This window comes from Mycobacterium sp. 852002-51057_SCH5723018, from assembly GCF_001667035.1.
Classification (GTDB): domain Bacteria; phylum Actinomycetota; class Actinomycetes; order Mycobacteriales; family Mycobacteriaceae; genus Mycobacterium.
Genome location: NZ_LZIR01000029.1, coordinates 1 through 24545 on the forward strand (window position 1 = coordinate 1; position 24545 = coordinate 24545).

Here is a 24545-nt window from a genome sequence, read left to right on the forward strand (position 1 = left end):
GCAAGCCGACCACCATCCCAAACAAACAATGCAACCGGCTGCTTAAACCCGCCCCTTGACATAGGAGCAACGCACGCCCGCGCTGCGCGCGCGCTTACCTCGCTCGGCGGGCCAGCCTCTCGGAGTCCGAAATGAGCACGCTCTTGCCCTCCAAGCGGATCCAGCCGCGATGGGCGAAGTCGGCCAGCGCCTTGTTCACGGTCTCCCGCGAAGCGCCCACCAGCTGGGCGATCTCCTCCTGAGTGAGGTCGTGGGTGACACGCATCGCGCCACCCTCCTGGGTGCCGAAACGCTGGGCTAGCTGCAGCAACTGTTTGGCCACCCGGCCGGGCACGTCGGTGAAGATCAGGTCGGCCAGGTTGTTGTTGGTGCGCCGCAGCCGTCGGGCCAACACCCGCAGCAACTGCTCGGCGATCTCCGGACGATCGCCGATCCAGGCCCGCAGCGCGTCGCGGTCCATTGACACCGCCCGCACCTCGGTGATCGTGGTCGCGCTGGATGTCCGCGGACCCGGGTCGAAGATCGACAATTCCCCGAACATGTCCGACGGGCCCATGATCGTCAGCAGATTCTCCCGGCCGTCCGGGGAACGCCGTCCGATCTTTACCTTCCCGGAAATGATGATGTACAGCCGATCGCCCGGCTCCCCCTCGGCGAAAACCGTGTGTCCGCGCGGGAAGTCGACGGGTTGCAATTGCTTGGTCAGCGCGGCGACCGCGCCGGGCTCAACCCCTTGGAAGATTCCTGCCCTTGCCAGGATCTCGTCCACGTTGCCTCTTCAGCTTTCCAATTTTGTGATACGGGCAGGCCAACCCTTGCCCGTGTGACGTAAGTCTAGAGCTAGGCCAATTATGTCCAACGTGCCACGCTACACACGATCGACATAACTGGCGCCACTAAATTCCGGATTGACGCGCGAATGGGTTCGGAGGTGCGTCGGTCATCCGACCTGACCGCGGTCAGCGAAGGCGGGGGCAAACTCCGGTGCGGCGTGACGCGGTCCGATGTAGGCGCGGGCCGGCGGCGAATCGGCCGGCCGCAGGGCCTGGCGCCGGTGCAGGTATTCCAGCGCCTCGGGCATGCCCTCTCGGGCCAGCGTATGCACATCGACGGCCTCCGCACACTCGAGGAACTCGTCGACATCGGTCGCCGTCACGGTGTCATGGGCCAGCTCTTTTTCCAGGCGCCCCAGACCGAGCGTCGCGAGCATCAGCAGCCCGGGAACGCACGCCACCAGCAACCATGACACAAGGAGAGTAAACATGGCCTTGAATCAACACGAGGTCTCAGCCAGATCACGAAATCAGTACTCTGTCGTAGGTGACAGCGGCAAAGTCATCTGGGCGCTCCAAGTCGATGCCGGCCAATTCCGATGGTCCCCTCGCCCGTCGCTGGGCGCAGGAAAGCCGAGTGGGGTTGGTGCGACGAGCCCGCCGGATGAATCGCGTTCTGGCCCAAGCGTTTCCGCAGGCCCACTGCGAGTTGGATTTCACCACGCCGCTGGAGCTGACGGTGGCCACCATCCTGTCGGCGCAGAGCACCGACAAACGGGTCAACCTGACGACGCCGGCGTTGTTCGTGCGCTACCGGTCGGCTCTGGATTATGCGAAGGCGGACCGCGCCGAACTGGAGAACCTCATCCGTCCCACCGGCTTCTTCCGTAACAAGGCGACCTCGCTGATCGGGCTCGGGCAGGCCCTGGTCGAACGGTTCGACGGCGAGGTGCCGTCGACCATGGCCGAGCTGGTCACGCTGCCTGGGGTCGGGCGCAAGACCGCCAACGTCATCCTGGGCAACGCTTTCGGCATCCCCGGAATCACCGTCGACACCCATTTCGCGCGGTTGGTGCAGCGGTGGCGGTGGACCGCTGAGAAGGACCCGGTCAAGATCGAGCACGCGGTCGGTGAACTGATCGAACGCCGCGAGTGGACCATGTTGAGCCATCGGGTGATCTTTCACGGCCGCCGGGTTTGCCACGCCCGCAAACCGGCGTGCGGCGTATGCCTGCTCGCCAAGGATTGCCCCTCCTTCGGCCTCGGCCCCACCGAGCCGCTGCTCGCCGCGCCCCTGGTGCAGGGTCCGGAAGCCGAGCATTTGCTGGCCCTGGCGGGGCTGTAACACCGGGGCCGGCGACCTTGAGCGCCAAGACCCGCTGGACCATTGCGATATTGGCGGTGGTGGCGGCGCTGACGGCGGCGCTGGTGACACAGCTGCGCGACGATGCGGCGACGACGCCGACGACCGCGACCACCCAGCCCGTCGCAGACCGGGAACACCGCGACGCCGACACCCCCGCCGCGTTGGCCGGTCCGCGGGAGCGTGCCAACCTGCCACCCTGCCCGGCGCCCGGCGACGGGGCCGGCCCGGCCGCACTGCGCGGTGTGACGGTGGAATGCGCCGCGGACGGTTCGACCGTCGACGTGGCCCGCGCGCTGGCCGGCCACCGGGTGGTCCTCAACTTGTGGGCGTATTGGTGCGCGCCGTGTGCGGCCGAACTCCCCGCCATGGCGGAGTATCAACGTCGGGTCGGGACGGACGTGATGGTGGTGACGGTGCATCAAGACGAAAACGAGGCCGCCGCCTTACTGAGGTTGGCGGAGTTGGGCGTTCGGCTGCCGACACTGCAGGACGGTCGTCGCCGCGTCGCGGCGGCCCTGCGGGTGGTAAATGTGATGCCCGCGACGGTCGTGCTGCGGTCGGACGGTAGCGTTGCCCAGACGATGCCGCGGCCCTTCGCCAGTGCCGACGAGATCGCGGCCGCAGTCGGAAACGACGCGGGATAGGCAGTTGGAGAGGGAGGCGACGGTGGGTTCAGCCCTTCCGCTGACACCTGACGTCTGCCCATCGTGGTTGCGGCCGTTGGTCGATAACGTCGAGCAGATCCCCGACGCGTTTCGGCGTCGGCTCCCGGCCGATGTGCTGGCGATGGTGACCGCCAAGGTGGCGTCCTCGGTGGCGTCGTTGCGTGGCGACCAGCGCGAGGCCGCGGTTCTGGTGCTGTTTTCCGGTCCGGAATCCATGCCGGCTGGCGAAGGTTTTCCCGACGACGCCGACCTGTTGCTCACCGTGCGCGCCTCGAGCTTGCGCCACCACGCCGGCCAGGCCGCGTTCCCGGGCGGCGCCTCCGACCCCGGCGACGACGGTCCGGTGGCCACCGCCCTGCGGGAAGCCCACGAAGAAACCGGTATTGACGTCAGCCGGCTGTATCCCCTGGCCACCATGGAGCGGACGTTCATCGCGCCGTCACAGTTTCACGTGGTCCCGGTGCTGGCCTATTCGCCCGACCCGGGACCGGTGGCCGTCGTCAACGAGGCCGAAACGGCGGTAGTGGCGCGAGTTCCGGTGCGCGCCTTCGTCAATCCGGACAACCGGCTGATGGTCTACCGCAGCAACCTCGGCGTGCGTTGGGCCGGCCCGGCGTTCCTGTTGAACGAGATGCTGGTGTGGGGATTCACTGGCCAGGTGATCTCTGCGATGCTCGACGTGGCCGGCTGGGCCTTGCCCTGGGACACCAGCGACGTGCGTGAGTTGGACGAGGCGATGGTGTTGGTCGGTAATGAGGGTGGGGATCGATGAATTCGATGACCCCGTCGCAGTGGCTGGACATCGCGGTCCTGGCGGTCGCGTTCATCGCGGCCATCTCGGGCTGGCGTTCGGGCGCGCTCGGCTCGCTGCTGTCGTTCGTCGGAGTGTTGCTCGGCGCGATCGCGGGCGTACTGCTGGCACCCCACATCGTCAGTCACATCGCGGCGCCCCGCGCCAAACTGTTCACCGCGCTGTTTTTGATCCTGGCGCTGGTCGTCGTCGGCGAGGTCGCCGGCGTGGTGCTGGGACGCGCCGTGCGCGGTGCAATCCACAGTCGCACAATCCGTTCCATCGATTCGGTGATCGGGGTGGGGGTCCAGCTCATCGTGGTGCTGACCGCCGCCTGGCTGCTGGCCACGCCACTGACGCAGTCCAAGGACCAGCCCGAGCTGGCCGCCGCGGTCCGGGGTTCGCGGGTGCTGGCTCAGGTCAACGAGGTCGCACCGCCGTGGCTGAAGACCGTGCCCAAACGGCTGTCGGCGCTGTTGAACACCTCCGGGCTGCCCGCGGTGCTGGAGCCGTTCAGCCGCACTCCGGTGATTCCGGTCGCATCACCTGACCCGGCCCTGGCCACCAACCCGGTGGTGACCTCCGCCGCGCCCAGCGTCGTCAAGGTGCGCAGCCTGGCGCCCAGCTGCCAAAAGGTGTTGGAGGGCAGCGGTTTTGTGATCGCGCCCGATCGGGTGATGACCAACGCACACGTCGTCGCCGGGTCCAGTAGCGTCCAGGTCTACGCCAGCGGGAATCCCCTCGACGCCACCGTGGTTTCCTACGACCCTTCGGTCGACATCGCGATCCTGTCCATCCCGAACCTGCCGCCGTCGCCGCTGACCTTCGCCCAAACCGAGGCCAAGAGCGGCGAAAGCGTTGTGGTGCTGGGCTATCCCGGCGGCGGCAACTTCACCGCGACCCCGGCCAGGATCCGCGAGGCCATCAAGCTCAGTGGGCCCGACATCTACCGCGACCCGGCGCCGGTCACCCGCGACGTGTACACCATCAGAGCCAATGTGGAACAAGGCAATTCGGGTGGACCGCTGATCGACCTCAACGGTCACGTGCTTGGTGTTGTGTTCGGCGCGGCCGTCGACGACCCCGACACGGGTTTCGTGCTGACCGCCGACGAGGTGGCCGGTCAGCTGGCCAAGATAGGTGCAACGCAACAGGTTTCGACGGGTACCTGCGTCAGCTGACCGCCGGCCCGATTCTCGCTCGCCCGCGCCCGCGCTTACCTCGCTCGGAAACCGTGCAGCTGCTCGAAGAACCTCATCAGGTGTCTGTTGATGTCGTCGGGTGCCTCTTCGTGGCTGAAATGCCCTGCGCCGGTAATGGATACGTAGCGTCCCTGGGGCGCATAGCGCTGGCTGCGGTCAACCGGGTCGGCCAGCACGTAGGGATCGCCATCACCGCGCAGGTGCAGCAACGGCATGCCCAGCTGCTGGGACATTGAGCGCATGAATCGCCGGCCTTCACCGCGCAGCTGGCTGCGGACAGCCCAGCGCTGGTATTCCAGCGCGCAGTGCGCGGCCCCCGGGATCTGTATCGCCGTCCGCAGATAACCAATGGTCTGGGAAAAGTCCTCGGAGGCAACCCATTTAGCACAACTGCGGCTCCGGACCAGGCGCTCGATCTCGGCCGCGTTGTCGCGAGTCAGCAGCCGCTCCGGCCAGATGGGCACTTGGTATTGCAGCAGCGTCGGCAGCAGTGCGTAGCCCTGGTCACGCCGCGTCAGCGTGGACCGCCGCAGCGCGGCCGGGTGCGGCGAGCTGATCAGCGCGATGGCGCGCACCAGCCGCGAATGCAGCAGCGCGGTGGCCCAGCAGGCCAGCCCGCCGTCGGCGTGGCCGACCAGGGTCGCCGACGAATGGCCGAGCGCGCGAATGAGTCCAGCCGCGTCCCCTGCGAGCGTCCAGCCGTCATAGCCGCGCGGTGGCTTGTCGCTGCCGCCGTAGCCGCGCAGGTCGACCGCGACCACCCGCACACCGGTCAGGCCGCGCAGCTGATGACGCCAAGACCACCAGAACGAGCCGAACCCGTGCAGCAACATCACCAGCGGCCGCGCCGTCGCCGGCGTGCTCGGATCCTGGCCCGCCGGCTGGCCAGTGGGAAGGGCTTCGACGACGTGGAAGCGGATGCCGTTGGCATGGATGTCCAGATGGCGCCATGGCCCGTCGATGCGGGTGACCGACGGATCTGGTGCGGGCATCTACCAACCCGAGGGATCGGTAGGGTTTTCCTTGCCCGGCGATTCGGTGAGCTGCTTCGAATCGGGGGCGGGCTTGTCGTGGCCGGGCGTGAGCGCGGTGCGCGTCTCCTTGACGGATTCGATCGTCTGCCGTGGCCCGCGGATCCGGCGCACCTTCAAAAAGCCCAACAGCCCCAGCACGGCCCCGACCACCACCATGATCGCGAACACGATCAGGAAAGCCACCCAGCGCCACAGCCACGTGTCGAGGAGCTCGGCGACGAAGAAGAAGAAAAAGAACGTGGAGTAGAACAGCACCACCAGGGCGGCGATGAAGTACACGCTGCCGGTGAGGCCCTTCTTGACGTCGCGGGTGATCTCGGCACGGGCCAGCTCCACCTCGGCGCGCACCAGAGTGGACACCTGGGTGGTCGCGTCTTTGATCAGCTCACCGATGGACGGATCGGCCGCCTTGGCATGCGGGTCGGCCAACGGAATCGTGGTCAGGGTGCTGGGCACACCGTTCGTGCGATCGACTTTGCTCACAGAGGGTCCTCTCGCTTCACTCGTCGTGGTTTATGTTGCCATGCGGTGGGGTGCCGCACGAAGGCAGCCGGAGGCCGGCCGACCGGTGAAGTGGAAGGAGTTGGGCGGCAACGTCAGAGGTGACCGGCGGCGAAATCCGCGCCCTGGTCGGCCAGCGAGTCCTCGTATGACGACGCGTTGTGCGCGGCGAATTCCAGCCCGTCGGAGCACACCGGGTCCTCGGGAGCGCACAACTGCAGCGTTTTGCTCGCGTACAGCGGACCGATGACGACCGGAGGCTGGCCGAGGAAGTTCATGGCCCGGACATTCGGTGTTCCGAAGAGGACGACGGCGGCGACATGGTCGGCCACCGCCGGCTGCAGCGGTTTCGGCACGGTCGCGGGGTCGACGCCGTCGGGTACTTCCGCGGAGGTGACGAATCCCATCACGGCCGCGCCTTGGGAATAGCCGCCGAGGACCATCTTTGTGCCGGGACAGTCGGCCGCCATGGAAACGATGTGAGCGCCCGCATCCCGGATCCCGTCGACGCCGGTGGGCCAATCGCTGGTGGCCGGGTAATTGACCGCGTACACGCCGACCGGCCGGCCAATGCGCGAGCGCAGTTTGTCGACGAATGCCTGTCCGACGCCGCCGATTCCGGGCGGCGCGCCGGTACCGCGGGCGAAGACCACTTGGACGTCGGGGCATGATGCCGCGGCTGCGGACGGGACCGGCGCGGTGACCAGCGCCCAGGCCGCAAGGGCGGTCGCCCCGACGATGCGCAAGACGTGCGATGTACTCATGTGCAACAGATGCCCGTACGCAACCTCACCAATCTGAAAGGTTTCTGTGTGTTTTCGAGACGGCAAAAGCGCCGGGGGCGGGATACAGTGATCGATCCCATTGGGCAGGAAGGGATATGGGCAGGGGGTGGCGAGGCCATCGACCTCGGCGGACCGGACCTCTAGACTGTCCAAGCTGCTCGGGATGTCCGACCGTTGACGGGAGTGTTGCTTTGCAGACGGCCCACCGTTGCTACCAGGCGGCGATGGTAGCCGTCCTGCTGCTCCTAATCGGCTTGCCCGCCAACGCAGTCGCCGACGACAGGGTCCCGATGGGTGGCGGTGCGGGCATCGTCGTCAACGGCGACACGATGTGCACGCTGACGACGATCGGCACCGACCCGGCCGGCGACATGATTGGGTTCACCTCGGCGCATTGCGGCGGACCGGGCGCGCAGGTCGCCGCCGAGGCCGCGCAGAACCGGGGCACGCTGGGCGTCATGGTCGCCGGCAACGACAGCCTCGACTATGCGGTCATCAAATTCGACCCGGCCAAGGTCGCTCCGGTGGCCAACTACAACGGCTTTGTGATCGCGGGCATCGGCCCCGACCCGGCGTTCGGCCAGATCGCCTGTAAGCAGGGCCGCACGACCGGGAATTCGTGCGGGGTCACCTGGGGGCCAGGCCAGGATCCGGGCACCATCGTCATGCAGGTCTGTGGTCAGCCGGGTGATTCCGGGGCGCCCGTGACCGTCAACAACCTGCTGGTCGGAATGATTCACGGGGCGTTCAGCGACAACTTGCCGACCTGCGTCATCAAATACATCCCGCTGCATACCCCGGCCGTGGTGCAGTCGTTCAACGCCATCCTGGCCGACGTCAACGCCAAGCACCGGCCCGGCGCGGGGTTCGTGCCGCTGCCGGACTGACGCGGGGCGGCAAGTCTACTTCGCGGCCTTGATCGCGTCGAACACGCCGGGGTCCAGCAGCGTCGACGTATCACCCAACTCGCGGTTTTCGGCGATATCGCGCAGCAGCCTGCGCATGATCTTGCCGCTGCGGGTCTTGGGCAGCTCGGGCACCACGTGGACCTCACGCGGCTTCGCGATGGGCGAGATCTCGCGGGCAACCTCGACGCGCAACTCGTCGACGATCCCGTCGTGCACCTCGAAGTCGGCGCACAAGACGACGAACGCGCAGATGGCCTGTCCGGTGGTGTCATCGGTCTTGCCCACCACGGCCGCCTCGGCCACCGCGACATGGCCGACCAGCGCCGACTCCACCTCTGCGGTCGAGAGCCGATGTCCTGACACGTTCATCACGTCGTCGATGCGGCCCACCACCCAGATGGCGCCGTCGGCGTCGTAGTAGGCGCTGTCGCCAGCGAAGTACCAGCCCTGCTCACCGAACCGGGACCAGTAGGTCTCGACGTAGCGCTCCGGGTCGCCCCAAATGCCACGCAGCATGGACGGCCACGGCTGGTCCAGGACCAGGTAGCCGGTGACGTGCTCGCCCTTGTGGGCGCCCGGCGACAGTTGATCGCCGTGGTCGTCGACGATCTTCGCCGAGATGCCCGGCAACGCTCTCATCGCCGAACCAGGTTTGGCCGCAGCGACTCCGGGCAGCGGGGTGATCATCGCGGCACCCGTTTCGGTCTGCCACCAGGTGTCGACGACCGGCACGCTGTCGGCGCCGATCACCTTGCGATACCAGCGCCACGCTTCCGGGTTGATCGGTTCGCCGACCGACCCCAGCAGTCGCAGACTCGACAGGTCGTGCGCGTCGGGGATCTCCCGCCCCCACTTCATGAAGGTGCGGATGAGCGTGGGCGCAGTGTAATAGATTGTCACGCCGTGCTTTTCGACGATTTCGAAATGTCGGTGCTGGGTTGGTGAGTCGGGGGTGCCCTCATAGAGGACCTCGGTGACCCCGTTCGACAGCGGGCCGTAGACACCGTAGGTGTGTCCCGTGACCCAGCCGATGTCGGCGGTGCACCAAAACACGTCGCTCTCGGGCTTGATGTCGAAGACGTAGTAGTGCGTGTAGGAGCACTGGGTCAGGTAGCCGCCGCTGGTGTGGACGATGCCCTTGGGCTTGCCGGTGGTGCCCGAGGTGTACAGCAGGAAGAGCGGCTGCTCGGCGTCGAACGCCTCGGGGGTGTGTTCGGCGGACGCCGCGTCGACGACGTCGTGCCACCACAGGTCGCGGTCGTCGTTCCACGGCACGTCAATTCCGGTGCGGCGCACCACCAGAACGTGCTCGACGGGGCTGTCGCCGTCGGGACCGGAAGCCGTGTCATCAATGGCCTCGTCGGCCGCCTCCTTCAGCGGCGCCGGCTTGCCGCGGCGGAACTGCCCGTCGCTGGTGATCAGCAGCTTGGCCTGGGCGTCGGCGATGCGGGCGCGCAGTGCCTTCGCGGTGAAGCCGGCGAAGACGACGCTGTGCATGATGCCAAGGCGCGCGCAGGCGAGCATGGCGATCACCGCCTCGGGGATCAACGGCATGTAGATGGCGACCCGGTCGCCGGCGACCAGACCCAGGTCGGTCAGCGCGTTGGCCGCCTTGCACACTTCGGCCTGCAGGTCGGAATAGGTCAGGCTGCGGCTGTCGCCGACGGGTTCGCCCTCCCAGTGGATGGCGACCCGATCGCCGTGGCCGGCCTCGACGTGGCGGTCGACGCAGTTGTACGCGACGTTGAGCTTGCCGTCGCCGAACCACTTGGCGAACGGCGCCTGCGACCAGTCCAGCACCTCGGTGAACGGCGTTGACCAGGTGAGCCGGTTGGCCTGCTTGGCCCAGAACGCCAGCCGGTCCTTCTCAGCCTCGTGGTAGAGCTCCTCACCGGCGTTGGCCTGCTCGGCGAACTGCGCCGGCGGCGGATACGACGACGGTCCCTCGGTGTGGGTGGCGGTCACTGGTTCCTCCTAGGCGTCGAGGATCGTCAACCGTCAGAGAGCCTAACCCTGCAAGGTGAAGAGACGCGCTCCGATCCCGGGTCAAAAGTGTCGCTATGCCGAATAAGCCGTCGTGGAGGGCACGGCCGTCGACGCCGCCGGCAACTCATGCCCCACCTACACCGGGTCGGCCGTCACCTCTACCGTGCCGGCCACCATCGACGCCTGCCAGCTGCAGGTGCATCCGGTCACCGCGGGCTGATCAACACCGCACGGGTGACTAGCCCTCTTTAGCCCTCTTTGGCCAAGCAGTAGACACGTGGGGGAATCGGGAACGCCCTGGCCGTCATCCCGGGCGGGCACAGCGTTTCGTCCGTGCTGCCGTCGATGCGCTTGTCGACCCTGAACTTTGCGTATCGCGCATTGGCGCAATCAGTCGGCGTCCACGTCTTCGTCGTGTTGGCGTCAGTCCTCAGGTAGCACTGGCCTTGTTGCAGGTTGAGTGCAAAGCACAGCGTGAAGGATTCGTTGGTGAGGCGCGCGTAGACAGAGCCATCTCGTTTGCCGTCCGGGCAGGTCGCTGTCGGCCCGCCTTTGGCGGCGAGCTCATAGGTCGCCACCGGGTCAGTGCAGCTCTCGGGCGCGCCGTTGAGAGAACCAATGCCCAATTCGAATTCGCCGAAACACCGGCCGATCTCGGGCGTTGGGGCTTCGGTGGACGGATGCGACCGATCGGCACCCGGCAATCCTTGCGGCCGCTCGGAATTGACGCGAGCGAGGTTCCCGACGATCCCCACCCCGCCCAACGTCAGCAGCAGCGCACCGATGATGATCAGCGCGGTGCCCGACTGTCCCGTTCGGCGCCGCGGTGGCAGTCCGGGTGGGTAACCCGGATAGGGGAAACCGGGATACGGGCCCGGATATCCCATCGGTGGCGGCGGCGGGTACGGATAGCCGGGGGGCACCGGAGGGGGCGTGCCGTATGGCGGTGGGTACGGACCGGGACGCTGACGACTCCGTGAGCGCTGCACCAGCCCGATCACCAGGCAGACCAACCCGATAACGGGAATGCCGAACATCGCCGCCAGATAACCCGCGTGAACCTGGGATTCATGCGAGGCGAGATACGCGGCCGTCACACCGGCGATCCTAGGTTGGGAGGACCCGACCCGGCACTTCACCGCCGCTCGACGCCCGGCAGGCCCTAGGGTCGCTGGCATGCGTCGGATGCGGGTGGGGGCACTGGTGGCCGCCGGCATGCTGGCGGCCGCATCGCTGGTTGGTTGCGGCGGCGGCATCTTGAGTCCCGATCTGGTGCTGGTCAACGGCGGCGAACCGCCCTACCCGTTGGTCCCGACGAGCACCAACGACAGCAACGGCGGACGGATCCTCGATCGACTCTTCGCGGGACTGGTCTCCTACGACGCGGCGGGAAACACCGCGAACGAGGTCGCCCAGTCGATCGACACCACCGACAACGTCAACTACCGGATAGTGCTCAAGCCGGGCTGGAAGTTCACCGACGGCTCGCCGGTGACGGCCCACTCGTTCGTCGACGCGTGGAACTACGGCGCACTGAGCACCAACGCCCAACTGCAGCAAAGCTTTTTCAGCCCGATCGACGGCTTCGACGAGGTGTCCACCGCAGATACAAAGCGGACCACCATGTCCGGACTGCAGGTGGTCAACGACCTCGAGTTCACGGTGCGGGTGAAGGCGCCGACCATCGACTTCCTGTTACGACTGGGCCACAGCGCGTTCTATCCCTTGCCTGACATCGCGTTTCGCGACATGACGGCGTTCGGCCGCAACCCGATCGGCAACGGCCCCTACCAGCTGGCCGACGGCCCGGATGGCCCGGCATGGGAACACAACGTCAAGATCGACCTGCGGGCCAACCCCGACTATCACGGCAACCGCAGGCCCCACAACAAGGGCATCAGGTTCGAGTTCTACTCCAACCTTGACACCGCCTACGCAGACCTGCTGTCAGGCAATCTCGATGTCCTGGACACGATTCCGCCGAGCGCGCTGCCAGTCTACAAGCGCGACCTGGTCGACAACGTCACCAGCGGGCCGGTGGCGGTCAAGCACAGCCTCGACACCCCGCTGCGTCTCCCGCATTTCGGCGGCGAGGAAGGGCGCCTACGGCGGCTCGCGCTGTCGGCCGCCGTCAACCGCGCGGAGATCTGCAACCACATCTTCCTGGCCACCCGTACCCCGTCGCGGGACTTCACGGCCCGGTCGCTGCCGGGTTTCGACCCGAACCTGCCGGGCGCCGACGTGTTGAACTTCGATCCTGAACGCGCCCGGCAACTTTGGGCGCAGGCCAACGCGATTTCGGTGTGGAGTGGCCAATATGCGATCGCCTACAACGCCGACGCCGGAAATCAGGAGTGGGTGGACGCGGTGGCCAACAGCATCAAGAACACGCTGGGCATCGACGCGGTCGGCGCGCCGCAGCCGACCTTCGCCGGGTTCCGCACCGAGATCACCAACCACACGATTTCGACGGCCTTCCGCGCCGCATGGCAGGGCGACTACCCGTCGATGATCGAGTTCCTCGCCCCGCTGTTTGCCACCGGGGCGGGTTCCAACGACGTCGGCTACTCCAACCCCGAGTTCGATGCGTCGCTGGCGAGCGCCGAGGCCGCAGCGACCATTCCGCAATCGGATGCCCTGGCCAACTCCGCACAACGAATCCTGTTCCACGACATGCCGGTTATCCCGCTGTGGGACGACATCGGCGTGGTGGGGTGGTCGATGCAAGTCAAGAACGTCCGCGTCACCTGGAACGGCCTGCCCGACTACGAGAACATTGTGAAGGGCTGAGATGGGCTGGTACATCGCGCGCCGAATCGCCATCATGGTGCCGGTCTTCCTCGGTGCCACATTGCTGATCTACGGCTTGGTGTTCCTGTTGCCCGGGGACCCGGTGGCGGCGATGGCGGGGGACCGTCCGCTGACTCCCGCGGTGGCCGCGGCGCTGCGCGCCCGTTACCACCTCGACGATCCCTTCATCGTCCAGTACCTGCGCTACCTGGGCGGCATCCTGCACGGCGACCTGGGCCGCTCCTACTCCGGCTTGCCCGTGAGCGCCGTTCTGGCGCACGCCTTTCCGGTCACCATCAGGCTGGCTCTGATCGCGGTGGCGGTGGAAGCCGTGCTGGGCATCGGCTTTGGCGTGATCGCCGGCCTGCGTGAGGGCGGGATCTTCGACTCCACGGTGCTGATCGCGGGCCTGGTCATCGTCGCGATCCCGATCTTCGTCCTGGGCTTTCTGGCGCAGTTCGTGTTCGGTGTCCGGCTCGGTATCGCGCCCGTCACGGTCGGGGACCGGGCGAGCTTCGCGCGGTTGCTGCTGCCCGGAATCGTCTTGGGTTCGGTCTCATTCGCGTACGTCGTGCGGCTGACCCGGTCGGCTGTGGCCGCCAACGCGCACGCCGACTACGTCCGCACCGCCACCGCCAAGGGTCTGTCACGACGACGCGTGGTGACGGTCCACATCCTGCGCAACTCGCTGATTCCGGTGGTGACCTTCCTCGGCGCCGACCTGGGTGCGCTGATGGGCGGAGCGATCGTGACGGAGGGCATCTTCAACATTCACGGTGTCGGTGGTGTGTTGTACCAAGCGGTCACCAGGCAGGAGGCGCCGACGGTGGTGTCCATCGTGACGGTGCTGGTGCTGATCTATCTGATCGCCAACCTGGCGGTGGACCTGCTGTACGGCGTCCTCGATCCGCGGATTCGATATGGCTGAGCGACATGGCTTTTGGCGCGACACCTGGCGCAACCTGCGCCGGCGACCAAAGTTCGTCGTCGCGGCCGCGTTGATCGCGTTCATCCTTCTGGCCGCGATGTTCCCGGCGTTGTTCACGGGGATCGACCCCACCTACGCCGATCCCAGCCAGAGCCTGCTGCCCCCGTCGGGCGCACACTGGTTCGGCACCGATCTGCAGGGCCACGACATCTACGCGCGCACGGTTTACGGCGCGCGGGCCTCGGTCACCGTGGGGCTGGGCGCCACCCTGCTGGTGTTCGTCGTCGGCGGGGCGTTGGGCGCGCTCGCCGGCTTCTACGGCGGCTGGATCGACGCGGCGGTCTCCCGTATCACCGACGTCTTCTTCGCGTTGCCATTGCTGCTGGCCGCCATCGTGATCATGGGGGTGATGCGCCACCGCACGGTGTGGACGGTGATCGCCATCCTGGCGTTGTTCGGCTGGCCGCAGGTCGCCCGGATCGCTCGCGGCGCGGTGATCGAGGTGCGGGCCAGCGATTATGTGCTCGCGGCGAAAGCGCTGGGGCTGAGGAACTTTCAGATCCTGCTGCGCCATGCGCTGCCCAACGCGTTGGGTCCCGTCCTTGCGGTGGCCACCATCGCCCTGGGCGTGTTCATCGTCACCGAGGCGTCGTTGTCCTACCTCGGCGTCGGGCTGCCGACGTCGGTGGTGTCCTGGGGCGGCGATATCAACCTGGCGCAGAGCCGGTTGCGGTCCGGCTCGCCCATCCTGTTCTATCCGGCCGGCGCGCTGGCGATCACCGTGCTGGCCTTCATGATGATGGGTGACGCGTTGCGGGATGCCCTGGACCCGTCATCGAGGGCGTGGCGCGCATGAGCGGCACCGGCGAGGCGCCGCTGCTGTCGGTCGAGGGCCTGGAGGTCAGGTTCGGGGCCCATGCCCCGGCGGTGCGCGGCGTCAATCTGGCTGTGCCCCGCGGCCATACCGTCGCGGTGGTGGGTGAATCGGGATCGGGGAAATCCACCACCGCCGCCGCGATTCTCGGTCTGCTGCCGCCCGGAGGCCGGATCACGTCCGGCCGCATCGTTTTCGACGGGCGCGACATTACCGGGGCCGACCGCCAGCTGCTGCGCTCGCTCCGAGGCCGGGACATCGGCTACGTGCCACAGGACCCGATGACCAACCTCAACCCCGTCTGGAAGGTGGGCTTTCAGATCCGGGAAGCCTTGCGGGCCAATACCGACGGTCGCGACGCGCGGCGGCGCGCCCTCGAGTTGCTCGCCGAGGCGGCCATGCCAGATCCGGTGAAACAGGCCGGCCGCTACCCGCATCAGCTCTCCGGCGGCATGTGTCAGCGTGCGCTGATCGCCATCGGATTGGCGGGCCGGCCCAAGCTGCTCATTGCCGACGAACCGACCTCCGCGCTCGACGTCACCGTGCAACGACAGGTGCTCGACCATCTGCAGGACCTCACCGACGAACTGGGCACCGCGCTCCTGCTGATCACCCATGACCTGGCGCTGGCCGCCGAGCGCGCCGAGACCGTCGTTGTCGTCCACCGCGGGGCGGTGGTGGAATCCGGTGCGGCGCAGGACATCCTGCGCGATCCGCAACACGAATACACCCGGCGTTTGGTGGCCGCCGCCCCGTCGCTGGCCGCGCGGAGCTCACCGAGAATCCAGTCGCGCGCCGCGAGCCAACCTTCCGGCGACATTCTCGTCGCCTCCGAGCTGACCAAGGTGTTTCGAGAGTCGCACGGGGCGCCTCACTGGCCAGGAAAGCGGCGAGCGGAGTTTCGTGCCGTCGACGCGGTGTCGTTTCGGCTGCGCCGGGCGAGCACCCTGGCGGTCGCAGGGGAGTCGGGGTCGGGCAAATCGACCATGGCGCGCATGGTGCTGGGCCTGCTGCAACCCACCTCCGGCAGCGTGGTTTTCGACGGCACCCCAATCACCGGCCCACTAGACCACCGCCGGGCGATGGCCTTCCGCCGGCGAGTGCAGCCGATATTCCAGAATCCTTACAGCAGTTTGGATCCCATGTATACGGTGTTTCGCGCCATCGAGGAACCGTTGCGGATTCACCGGGTCGGCGACGGTAAACAGCGCGAACGGGCGGTGCGCAAGCTCGTGGACCAGGTGGCACTGCCGTCGTCGGTGATGGGCCAGCTGCCTAGGGAGCTGTCGGGCGGTCAGCGGCAACGGGTGGCGATCGCCCGGGCGCTGGCGCTGCGGCCCGAGGTGCTGGTGTGTGACGAGGCGGTCTCGGCGCTCGACGTTCTGGTGCAGGCGCAGATCTTGGATCTGCTCGCGGACCTGCAGGCCGAACTCGGCCTGACCTATCTTTTCATCAGCCATGACCTGGCGGTGATCCGACAGATCGCCGACGAGGTCCTGGTGATGCGCGCCGGCCGGGTGGTGGAGCAGGCGCCCACCGAGGAGCTGTTCACCCGACCCGGCCACGACTACACCCGCCAGCTGCTGGAGGCCATCCCCCGGCCATCCTGAGCCGTCCGGTACCCCCGGAGATAGGTTGACAACCTGTGACCGATGACCCGCTGGCCCCGCTGATGGAGCTGCCCGGCGTCGCCGAGGCCAGCGACAGGGCTCGCGACGCGCTGGGCCGCGCGCATCGCCACCGGGCCAACCTGCGGGGCTGGCCGGTGACCGCCGCCGAGGCGGCGTTGCGGGCGGCGCGCGCCTCGTCGGTGCTCGATGGCGGTCCGGTGCGGCTGGAGGACCTGGCCGACGCCGCCTTGCCGAATGGGGGTGTCAGTGATCCGGTGTTCGGCGGCGCGCTGAGGGTGGCGCAGGCGCTGGAGGGCGGCGGGGGCCCCGTCGTTGGGATATGGCAGCGGGCGCCGCTGCAGGCGCTGGCCCGTCTGCATGTGCTGGCGGCGGCCGATCTGGTCGACGAAGAGCGGCTGGGCCGCCCGCGCGGCGACGCCGAGGTGGGGCCCCGGCTGGAGTTGCTGGCGGAGTTGGTGACCGGACGCACCCGCGCGCCGGCGCCGGTGGTGGCCGCGGTCGCACATGGAGAACTGCTGACGCTGAGGCCGTTTGGCAGTGCGGACGGCGTGGTGGCGCGCGCCGTGTCGCGGCTGGTGACCATCGCCAGCGGACTGGATCCGCACGGATTGGGTGTGCCCGAGGTGAGTTGGATGCGCCAGCCCGCGGATTACCGCGCTGCCGCGTTAGGGTTCGCCGCGGGCACGCGCGACGGGGTCGGCGCCTGGCTGGTGCTGTGTTGCCGGGCGATGCGAGCCGGCGCGCAGGAGGCGATGACGATCGCGGAGTCGCTCGGAAAACGGTAGCCAACAGCGCCCGAAAACGGTGTGGCACAAATGTAAAGCGGGCGGCGTCCCGAAATATTCGGTCCGCCGCCCGCTAACACGGAACTCGGTTACCAAGCGTGCATTTCTGGGCTGCGCGGGTTGGCCTCGGCGATCTTGCGACGCCTCCGGTTGCGACCCCACCCAAAGGGCCGTCGACACCTTCCGCTTTTCGCAATTACGCAGGCCCGCAACACTTCTGCCATTATCGCGGCTATGACTCCGCGTGGGTGCCGGGTTCCGTGCTGGGCGCCCGATTCGGGAGAACGATCCTTCTCCTCCGGATCGACCTTGGCCTCACCGGGCTTCCGTGGTTCCTTTGTACTACTAGACCACTGGCACAGCAAGGCCTAATTGCGAAGCAAAATTTATTGCGCGAGCGGCAAGTTTGCTGGCCGCGGTGGCCGAAGTTTAGAAGGCGAAGCGCCGCAGCAACGAGTAGGTGACCGCCCCGGCGGCGAGCGCGCTGATGCCCACGGCGGCGGTCGTCGCGATCGCGGCACCCGACGGCGCCGGGATCCGGTCGCGCAGCGACACCGGCCGCGAGAACGTCAATACCGGCCATCCGCGCTCGACGGCTTCTTTGCGCAAGCCGCGGTCGGGATTGACCACGCTCGGGTGGCCGACGGCCTCGAGCATCGGCAGGTCGGTGATCGAGTCGGAGTAGGCGTAGCAGTGCTCGAGCGGGTAGCCCTCCCGGGCGGCCAATTCGCGGATCGCTTGCACCTTGCCCTCGCCGTAGCAGTAGAACGCGACCTCGCCGGTGTACTTGCCGTCCTCGGCGACCATCCGGGTGGCCATCGCGTGGGTCGCGCCCAAAGCCCGGGCGATCGGCGCGACGATCTCTTCCCCGGACGCGGAGACCACTACGACGTCACGGCCGCACAATTTATGGCCGGCGATCAGGTCGGCCGCCTCGGCGAAAACCAGCGGAGTGACGATGTCGTGCAGCGTCTCGTTGACAATGGACTTGACCTGTTCCACGTCCCACCCGGTACACATGTTGGCCAAGTGGGTGCGCATCCGGTCCATCTGGTCATGATCGGCACCGGAGAGCAGAAAGATGAACTGGGCGTAGCTGGACTTGAGCACGGCGCGGCGGTTGAGCAGTCCCTGGTCGAAGAACGGTTTGCTGAACGCCAGCGTGCTGGACTTGGCGATGATCGTCTTGTCCAGGTCAAAGAAGGCGGCGGTACGGGCGCCGGGAGCGGCGGTTGCGGCTGCTTGCGGTGAGGTTTGCTGCCGCGCGGCCGGGTCGGAGACGGTCACCGATCCAGCATAGGTCGGTATCGCGACGGCCCCGCCACGGTTGGGCGGGAAACACCGCGCCTCGCCGCTGAACAGAACATACCGTCGGTATTTTTCCCGCTCAACGCACTTTTCGTTCAACTAGCTACTTGCGTTAGTGCGGACTGTCATGTGTATAGTAAGCATTACTCGGCCTAGGCCGAGGGTGTATCAGCCCGACCCCCCGGGGCTGATACACGACGACCCTCGCCTCCTCCCCCCCTGGCGGGGGTCGTCCCTTTTCTGGGGTAAGTAATTTTCGGCGTTACGCCCTTGAGCGCGGCCCGCTGCGCGTTGCGGGAAAGCGCCATCCGTGTGCTGGCACAGTGCCCGGCGGACCCCTTTGTGCACACTCGCGTCTCTATCCACAAATCCGGCTTTGGGACTGGTGTGCCAAGGTCACGGCCCCGCAAGGTGGGTGGGTGACCGCCACCAGCCGCGAGAGATCAGCGGGCGCGTCGGGCGTGTTGGCGGTGCTGACGGACCCCGAGTTGCGCGACGAGTTAGACCGGGTGGCGGCCGCCGTCGGCGTCCGGGTTGTTCATGCCGGCGGGCCGGTCAGTCGGAAGGCATGGGCGGCAGCCGCGGCGGTGATGCTCGACGAGGCGGCGGCGGATCGGTGCGGTCGGGCGGCGCTGCCGCGGCGGGCTCACGTCATCGTGCTGACCGTCGCCGAACCTGCGCCGGCGACGTGGGCGGCGGCCCTCGCCGTCGGCGCTCAACACGTGCTCAGGCTGCCCGAGCGAGAGCGCGACCTGATCGGCGCCCTCGCCGAGGCCGTCGAATCGGCGCGCGATGACGCTGCACGTGGTCACGTCGTCGCCGTCATCGGAGGCTGTGGCGGCGCTGGGGCGTCGTTGCTCGCCGTCGCGCTGGCGCACGCCGCCGCCGATGCGCTGTTGGTGGACCTCGACCCCTGGGGCGGTGGCATCGACTTGTTGGTGGGCAGCGAGACCACGCCGGGGGTGCGCTGGCCCGATCTGGCGCTGCAGGGTGGGCGGCTCAACTGGCCGGCCGTGCGCGAGGCGCTGCCACGCCACCGGGGCATCAGCCTGCTGTCCGGCACCCGGCGTAGCTACGAGTTGGACGGCGCGCCGGTGGACGCGGTTGTCGACGCCGGACGCCGCGGCGGCGTCACCGTGGTCTGCGACGTGCCGCGTCGCCTCACCGATGCGACGCAAACCGCGCTCGATGCCGCCGATCTCGTGGTGGTGGTCAGCCCGTGCGCGGTGCGGGCGTGCGCGGCGGCGGCGGCGATGGCTCCGGTGCTGGCCGCGATCAACCCCAACCTCGGGTTGGTCGTTCGGGGTCCGTCGCCCGGGGGACTGCGGGCAGCCGAAGTCGCCGACATCACCGGCCTGCCGCTGTTGGCGTCCGTGAAGGCCGAGCCGCAACTTGCCGAGCAGTTGGAACGCGGCGGTCTGCGGTTCGGGCGGCGATCCGCGCTCGCGGTGGCGGCCGGGCGTGTGCTCGCGGTGCTGCCGAGCGCCGGTTCTTCGCAGAGCGGCAGGGCGGCGTGAGCGGTTCACTGATCGAGCGGGTACGCGAGCGGCTGGCCTCCGAATCCGCCCCGCTGCGGCCCAGCTTGGTGGCGGACGCAATCCGTGCCGAGTCCGGCGGGGTGCTCGGCGACACCGAGGTGCTTGCCAACCTTCGGGCGCTGCAGACGGAGCTGACCGGTGCCGGCATCCTCGAACCGCTGCTGGGCGCCGACGGCACCACCGACGTCTTGGTCACCGCGCCGGATGCGGTCTGGGTGGACGACGGTAATGGCCTACGCCGCACCGGGATTCGTTTTGCCGACGAGGCGGCGGTGCGGCGGTTGGCGCAACGGCTGGCGCTGGCCGCCGGGCGCCGTCTCGACGACGCGCAGCCCTGGGTGGACGGCCAGCTGACGGGCGTCGGCGCCGGGGGGTGCGCGGTGCGGTTGCACGCGGTGCTGCCGCCCATCGCGGCCGGGGGAACGTGCCTGTCTCTGCGGGTGTTGCGTCCGGCGACGCAGGACTTGGCGGCCCTGACCGCGGCCGGCGCGATCGATCCCGGGGCCGCCGCGCTGGTCGCCGACATCATCGCTGCTCGGTTGGCGTTCCTGGTGTGCGGCGGGACCGGCGCCGGCAAGACGACCTTGCTCGCGGCGATGCTGGGCGCCGTGCCGGCGACGGAACGGATCGTGTGCGTCGAGGACGCCGCCGAGCTCGCCCCTCGTCATCCGCACCTGGTCAAGCTGGTCGCGCGGTGCCCCAACGTCGAAGGTGTCGGCGAGGTCGCGGTGCGCGAACTCGTGCGACAGGCGTTGCGGATGCGGCCCGACCGCATCGTGGTCGGCGAGGTCCGCGGCGCCGAAGTGGTGGATCTGCTCGCGGCGCTGAACACCGGCCACGACGGCGGCGCCGGCACGGTGCATGCCAACAGTCCCAGAGAGGTTCCGGCCCGGCTGGAGGCGCTGGGCGCCCTGGGCGGTCTGGGTAGGGCCGCGCTGCATAGCCAACTCGCCGCGGCGGTCCAGGTATTGCTGCACGTGGCCCGGGACCGGACCGGTCGACGCCGGCTCGCCGAGATCGCCTTGCTCCGTCGAGTCGAGGGGCGTGTCGGCGCGATCACCGTGTGGCATGCCGACCGCGGCGCGACGGACGAGGCAAGCGAGCTGCGGCGCTTGTTGGACAGCCGGGTGCCGGCATGAACGGCGTTTCGGTTGGCGCACTGTTGTTATCGGCTGCGCTGGTGGTGTTTCCGTCGTCACCGCGGCGCCGGCTGGCGACGCTTGGTCGCGACCGGCGGCTGCCGAAGGGTGCGGCCGGCTGCGTCGCGACATGCGCCCTGGCGGCCGCCGCAGTGCTGCTGCCGTTGACGACGGTCCTGACCGTCGCTGTGGTGGGCGCAACGGTGGGCCTGCGTCACCGCCGCCGCCGCCGCATCCGGCGTGCGGTGGATGAGGGCCGCACGCTGGAAACCTCCCTCGATGTGTTGGTGGGCGAGTTGCGCGTGGGCGCTCATCCGGTGCGCGCCTTCGGCGTGGCCGCCGACGAGACCGGTGGGCCGGTTGGGGCTGCCCTGCGCGGCGTCGCGGCGCGGGCCAGACTGGGCGCCGACGTCACGGCCGGCCTGCTCGTGGCGGCACGATCCTCGGCCCTGCCCGCCCATTGGGACCGGCTCGCCGTGTGCTGGCAGCTGGCCAGCGACCAGGGGCTGGCGATCGCCACCCTGATGCGCGCCGCGCAACGCGATATCGCTGAGCGGCAACGGTTTACCGCGCGCGTGTCGTCGAGCATGGCAGGGGCGCGCGCCACGGCGGCGATACTGGCGGGCCTGCCGGTGCTCGGCGTGCTGTTGGGTCAGCTGCTCGGGGCGCGGCCGCTGAGCTTCTTGCTGAGCGGGAGCGCGGGCGGATGGCTGTTGGCCATCGGATCGCTGCTGGCCTGCACCGGGCTGTTGTGGGCGGACCGGATCACCGATCGGCTGGCGGCGTGAGCCGCGCGGCGACGATGCGGTGGGGGCACCCCCAGCCGCGCAGCGGCGAGGGGGACGAAGCGATGAGGAGAAGCGGCGCATGACCACCGCGGCAGTGCTGCTGGCCATCGCGTTATGGATCGGCCCCGGCCCCTCGGCGGTGCGGGCGCGGGCGGGGCTGCGGGGTCGCGCGCACCGGCCGCCGCCGCCCCCGCCGGCCGGGGGCGCCGCCCCGCTGGCCGTCGCGTCCAGTCTCGACGTGCTGGCCGTCTGTCTGGAGGCGGGCATGGCGGTGTCGGCCGCCGCGGCGGCGACCGCCCCGTCCGCCCCACCGAAGCTCGGCAGGGTGTTGCGTCGGGCCGCCGACCTGCTCGCGCTGGGCGCCGATCCGGCTGTCGCATGGTCGAACTCGCCGGACGCACCGCCGGTCGACGCGCACACCGAAGCGTTGCTGCGACTGGCGCGCCGGTCGGCGTCCTCGGGCGCGGCATTGGCTTGCGGTGTAGCCGAATTGGCCGACCAGTCTCGTCATGAGGCCGCGCACGCGGCCACCGCGGCCGCCGAGCGCGCGGGGGTACTGATCGCCGGGCCGCTCGGGCTGTGCTTTTTGCCTGCGTTTGTGTGCCTGGGCATCGTCCCGGTGGTGGCGGGTCTGGCCCGCGATGTCTTGCAATCGGGCCTGCTGTGAAACGAAGGGAAGGTATTGATGCACAACATGTTCCGCGGATTCCTGGCTCGCATGGCCGTCGTGGCGACCGACGAATCGGGCATGTCGACGGTCGAGTACGCCATCGGCACCATCGCGGCGGCCGCCTTCGGCGCGATCCTCTATACCGTCGTCACCGGCGATTCCATCGTGTCGGCGCTGACCAACATCATCGGGCGCGCGCTCAACACCAAGGTCTAGCCGGCTGTGCCGGGGCGAGCACCGTCGAGGCGGCGCTGGCGATCGCCGCGCTTGTCGTGGTGCTGGTGCTGTGCGTGGCCGGTGTCACCGCGGTGTCGATGCAGGTGCGCTGTGTCGACGCCGCCCGTGAGGCGGCCAGGCTGGCCGCGCGCGGTGACGAACGTGTGGCGGTCGACACCGCGCGCCGCATCGCGCCCGCGCGGGCGCGGATCCGGATCGACCGCGACGGCGATTTCCTGGTGGCGACGGTCGTCGCGCGCTCAAAGCTCCTGCCCGCGTTGGACATCGCCGGCAGGGCGGTTTCGGCGGCCGAGCCTGGAGGATGACCGCGGCTCGGCGACCGTGCTCGCGGCCGCGATGGTGGTGGTGTTGCTGTGGGTCACCGGCGCCGGTGCGTATCTCGGCTCGGCGGTGGTTGCGCGTCATCGCGCGCAGGCCGCCGCCGACTTGGCCGCGCTGGCCGCGGCGGCCTGGCTACCCTCCGGGGCCGCGGCGGCCTGCACGCGCGCGACAGCGGTGGCGCACGAGATGCGCGTCGACGACGCCCAGTGCGCGGTGGATGACCTCGACGTTGTAGTCACCATTGAAGTGGCCGTGGCATTCGGCGCCGCCGCTCGCGCCGCCGCGCGCGCCGGGCCGGTCCAAGGCGGCGCCTAGGTCGTCTCGTCTGAGGCTCGCGGCAGCCCGGCGGCGACGACTTCCTCGTCGGTCGGCAGTCGCAAGGACACCAGTCCGGCGAAGGTGTCCGGCTCGAGTTCCACCCTGTTGACCGTGACGTGCACCGGGACCCAATCGACGTCGTGGCCCCGCATGCGCAGCACCCGGCTGGTCGGCGCCTCCTCAAATTCTTTCGTCATTTCGGTCAACAGGTGTTCGTCGTCCGGATGAACCTTCGGCCTGTCGGCCCTTCCGCCCCGCCAGTCATAGAAGCTGCACGGCTCGTCGAGCCATTTCAGTAACGTCCAGCTCTTGAGGTCGACGAGCGCGCGGTGGACCCCGGCCTGGGCCAGCCCGTTGAGGATCCGTTGCGCCAGATCGTCCGTCGACACCGGTGGCCCCTTGAGCTCGGTGCGCCAGTTCATCGCTCGGGCCACCAGGTGATCCCGGCCGTCGGGTCCCGATTCCAAACCGGTGCGTGCGACGAAACCTATCCGAATGGGGTGTCCCTGCCAGTCGGTGACATCCCATGTGCTGCAAAGGGTTTGGTCGGGCTTGGCCTTGACGGCCATGGCCAGCACCTTGGCTTCATTCGGGTTGAGTTCGCGCGACGGTAGGTCCTCGGCGAAGGCCCTTCCGAAGGTCACTTCGGCGTCGGGATTCTTGCCGCTGTTGGTCAGCGACTCCCGGGTATCGGTGGCCACGCCAAGGGTGAGGTCCCACTTCAGCGGCCCCGGGACGGGCCGCTCGGCCGGTTCGGCGTCGGCGGGGCCGGTCCACACGTGCACGCCGTGGATGTAACCGTCGGACATCACCACCGGCTCGGTGCGGATCACGCGGTCACGCTTGGTGGTGATGCTGGTCAGGCTCTGGCCGCTCTGAACCGTCTCGGCGATCGCGGTCCGGACCGCGGCCAGATGCGGACTGCGGCGCAGGAACGTCGTGATCGGGACGAGGTTCTTGAGTTGCCGTCCCTGCGCCACTACGGCGGGCTCGCCCCCTAGCGTCTCCACGAGCAACCAGTCGTGGGCCATGGGAGCATTTTACGGCGGTGCGATGGCCGGCTGAGCCGCGCCACTCCTGGCGCCTAGCCCACCCCGTGGCCGGGATCATGAATGGTTTGCGTTTCCGCCCATTTGTCGGCCTGGACGGTGGTACGTTTGCATTTCTTCAGCAGCGAGGAACCGGCGCCTGTCACGACGCAGTCCGTG

At 68.5% G+C, this 24545-nt stretch carries 26 protein-coding genes and 1 pseudogene; 18 read left to right on the plus strand and 9 right to left on the minus strand.

Going from position 1 to position 24545, the window contains the following annotated elements:
• Positions 1-94: 94 nt before the first annotated feature.
• Together crp and A5764_RS07570 are read right to left on the minus strand one after the other, a co-directional pair.
• Positions 95-769, minus strand: coding sequence for a cAMP-activated global transcriptional regulator CRP (crp, locus tag A5764_RS07565; protein WP_067111005.1), 675 nt, complete (start codon positions 767-769; stop codon positions 95-97).
• A 207-nt stretch (positions 770-976) separates the two neighbouring features.
• A pseudogene (locus A5764_RS07570) lies at positions 977-1264 on the minus strand (hypothetical protein); the annotation flags it as partial.
• A gap of 92 nt (positions 1265-1356) precedes the next feature.
• Between A5764_RS07570 and nth the strand changes: the two are divergent.
• From nth to marP, 4 genes are read left to right on the plus strand one after another with little or no spacing between them, the layout of a single operon-like run.
• Entirely contained in the window at positions 1357-2118 is a 762-nt protein-coding gene (gene nth, locus A5764_RS07575) for an endonuclease III (RefSeq protein WP_082951566.1), read from the plus strand.
• Positions 2119-2135: 17 nt separating this feature from the next.
• Positions 2136-2783, plus strand: coding sequence for a TlpA disulfide reductase family protein (locus tag A5764_RS07580; RefSeq protein ID WP_067111015.1), 648 nt, complete (start codon positions 2136-2138; stop codon positions 2781-2783).
• A 22-nt stretch (positions 2784-2805) separates the two neighbouring features.
• Positions 2806-3576 (plus strand): CoA pyrophosphatase, encoded by a 771-nt coding sequence (locus tag A5764_RS07585; protein WP_067111018.1) that lies wholly within the window; start codon positions 2806-2808, stop codon positions 3574-3576.
• Between the two features lie 5 nt (positions 3577-3581).
• A complete protein-coding gene (gene marP, locus A5764_RS07590) occupies positions 3582-4775 on the plus strand; it encodes an acid resistance serine protease MarP (protein ID WP_156664564.1) in 1194 nt (397 codons plus the stop codon).
• A gap of 35 nt (positions 4776-4810) precedes the next feature.
• Here marP and A5764_RS07595 read toward each other — a convergent pair whose 3' ends face one another.
• The 3 genes from A5764_RS07595 to A5764_RS07605 form a co-directional block, all read right to left on the minus strand.
• Positions 4811-5788, minus strand: coding sequence for an alpha/beta fold hydrolase (locus tag A5764_RS07595; RefSeq protein ID WP_067111025.1), 978 nt, complete (start codon positions 5786-5788; stop codon positions 4811-4813).
• A complete protein-coding gene (locus A5764_RS07600; protein WP_067111028.1) occupies positions 5789-6313 on the minus strand; it encodes a phage holin family protein in 525 nt (174 codons plus the stop codon). It lies immediately after the preceding gene.
• Between the two features lie 113 nt (positions 6314-6426).
• Positions 6427-7095, minus strand: a complete 669-nt coding sequence (locus tag A5764_RS07605) for a cutinase family protein (protein WP_067111033.1) — start codon at positions 7093-7095, stop codon at positions 6427-6429.
• Positions 7096-7307: 212 nt separating this feature from the next.
• Between A5764_RS07605 and A5764_RS07610 the strand changes: the two genes are divergently transcribed.
• On the plus strand, positions 7308-8003 hold the full coding sequence (locus A5764_RS07610; RefSeq protein WP_156664557.1) for a serine protease: 696 nt from the start codon (positions 7308-7310) through the stop codon (positions 8001-8003).
• 15 nt (positions 8004-8018) lie between these two features.
• On the opposite strand, the gene acs is transcribed toward A5764_RS07610, so the two are convergent.
• The gene (acs, locus tag A5764_RS07615) at positions 8019-9989 is read right to left on the minus strand and encodes an acetate--CoA ligase (RefSeq protein ID WP_067111036.1); all 1971 of its coding nucleotides are present in this window, start codon (positions 9987-9989) and stop codon (positions 8019-8021) included.
• Between the two features lie 112 nt (positions 9990-10101).
• Between acs and A5764_RS29670 the strand changes: the two genes are divergently transcribed.
• On the plus strand, positions 10102-10230 hold the full coding sequence (locus A5764_RS29670; RefSeq protein WP_255361069.1) for a hypothetical protein: 129 nt from the start codon (positions 10102-10104) through the stop codon (positions 10228-10230).
• 28 nt (positions 10231-10258) lie between these two features.
• Here the strand turns inward: A5764_RS29670 and A5764_RS07620 are convergent, their stop codons facing one another.
• Entirely contained in the window at positions 10259-11107 is an 849-nt protein-coding gene (locus A5764_RS07620) for a hypothetical protein (protein ID WP_156664558.1), read from the minus strand.
• 79 nt (positions 11108-11186) lie between these two features.
• Here A5764_RS07620 and A5764_RS07625 point away from each other — a divergent pair, with 79 nt between their 5' ends.
• From A5764_RS07625 to A5764_RS07645, 5 genes are read left to right on the plus strand one after another with little or no spacing between them, the layout of a single operon-like run.
• Entirely contained in the window at positions 11187-12800 is a 1614-nt protein-coding gene (locus A5764_RS07625) for an ABC transporter substrate-binding protein (protein ID WP_067111040.1), read from the plus strand.
• A gap of 1 nt (position 12801) precedes the next feature.
• Positions 12802-13728: an ABC transporter permease gene (locus A5764_RS07630; RefSeq protein WP_067111042.1), complete on the plus strand. Its 927-nt coding sequence runs from the start codon at positions 12802-12804 to the stop codon at positions 13726-13728.
• Positions 13721-14584 carry an ABC transporter permease gene (locus A5764_RS07635; protein ID WP_067111044.1) on the plus strand — a complete coding sequence of 288 codons (864 nt, stop codon included), beginning with the start codon at positions 13721-13723 and terminating at the stop codon, positions 14582-14584. Before A5764_RS07630 ends, A5764_RS07635 begins: the two co-directional genes overlap by 8 nt.
• Positions 14581-16212, plus strand: a complete 1632-nt coding sequence (locus tag A5764_RS07640) for an ABC transporter ATP-binding protein (RefSeq protein ID WP_082951569.1) — start codon at positions 14581-14583, stop codon at positions 16210-16212. The genes A5764_RS07635 and A5764_RS07640 overlap by 4 nt, the downstream gene beginning before the upstream one ends.
• Before the next feature lie 35 nt (positions 16213-16247).
• Positions 16248-17018 (plus strand): oxidoreductase, encoded by a 771-nt coding sequence (locus A5764_RS07645; RefSeq protein ID WP_067111050.1) that lies wholly within the window; start codon positions 16248-16250, stop codon positions 17016-17018.
• A 429-nt stretch (positions 17019-17447) separates the two neighbouring features.
• On the opposite strand, the gene A5764_RS07650 is transcribed toward A5764_RS07645, so the two are convergent.
• Positions 17448-18305, minus strand: coding sequence for an HAD-IB family hydrolase (locus A5764_RS07650; protein WP_067111063.1), 858 nt, complete (start codon positions 18303-18305; stop codon positions 17448-17450).
• A 491-nt stretch (positions 18306-18796) separates the two neighbouring features.
• Between A5764_RS07650 and ssd the strand changes: the two genes are divergently transcribed.
• The 7 genes from ssd (at position 18797) to A5764_RS29255 (ending at position 23334) form a co-directional block, all read left to right on the plus strand.
• A complete protein-coding gene (gene ssd, locus A5764_RS07655; protein WP_082951570.1) occupies positions 18797-19843 on the plus strand; it encodes a septum site-determining protein Ssd in 1047 nt (348 codons plus the stop codon).
• Positions 19840-21003: a TadA family conjugal transfer-associated ATPase gene (locus A5764_RS07660; protein ID WP_067111072.1), complete on the plus strand. Its 1164-nt coding sequence runs from the start codon at positions 19840-19842 to the stop codon at positions 21001-21003. The genes ssd and A5764_RS07660 overlap by 4 nt, the downstream gene beginning before the upstream one ends.
• Positions 21000-21791 (plus strand): type II secretion system F family protein, encoded by a 792-nt coding sequence (locus tag A5764_RS07665; RefSeq protein ID WP_067111075.1) that lies wholly within the window; start codon positions 21000-21002, stop codon positions 21789-21791. Before A5764_RS07660 ends, A5764_RS07665 begins: the two co-directional genes overlap by 4 nt.
• 79 nt (positions 21792-21870) lie before the next feature.
• A complete protein-coding gene (locus tag A5764_RS07670; RefSeq protein ID WP_197501234.1) occupies positions 21871-22458 on the plus strand; it encodes a type II secretion system F family protein in 588 nt (195 codons plus the stop codon).
• A gap of 18 nt (positions 22459-22476) precedes the next feature.
• Positions 22477-22677, plus strand: a complete 201-nt coding sequence (locus A5764_RS07675) for a DUF4244 domain-containing protein (protein WP_067111078.1) — start codon at positions 22477-22479, stop codon at positions 22675-22677.
• A 35-nt stretch (positions 22678-22712) separates the two neighbouring features.
• The gene (locus A5764_RS29250; protein WP_304441318.1) at positions 22713-23003 is read left to right on the plus strand and encodes a TadE family type IV pilus minor pilin; all 291 of its coding nucleotides are present in this window, start codon (positions 22713-22715) and stop codon (positions 23001-23003) included.
• A gap of 16 nt (positions 23004-23019) precedes the next feature.
• Complete coding sequence (locus A5764_RS29255; RefSeq protein WP_067111086.1) at positions 23020-23334, plus strand: Rv3654c family TadE-like protein; 315 nt, start codon at positions 23020-23022, stop codon at positions 23332-23334.
• Here the strand turns inward: A5764_RS29255 and A5764_RS07690 are convergent.
• Complete coding sequence (locus A5764_RS07690) at positions 23331-24368, minus strand: PAS domain-containing protein (RefSeq protein ID WP_067111092.1); 1038 nt, start codon at positions 24366-24368, stop codon at positions 23331-23333. The two genes, A5764_RS29255 and A5764_RS07690, sit on opposite strands and share 4 nt — an antisense overlap.
• Positions 24369-24545: the final 177 nt, after the last annotated feature.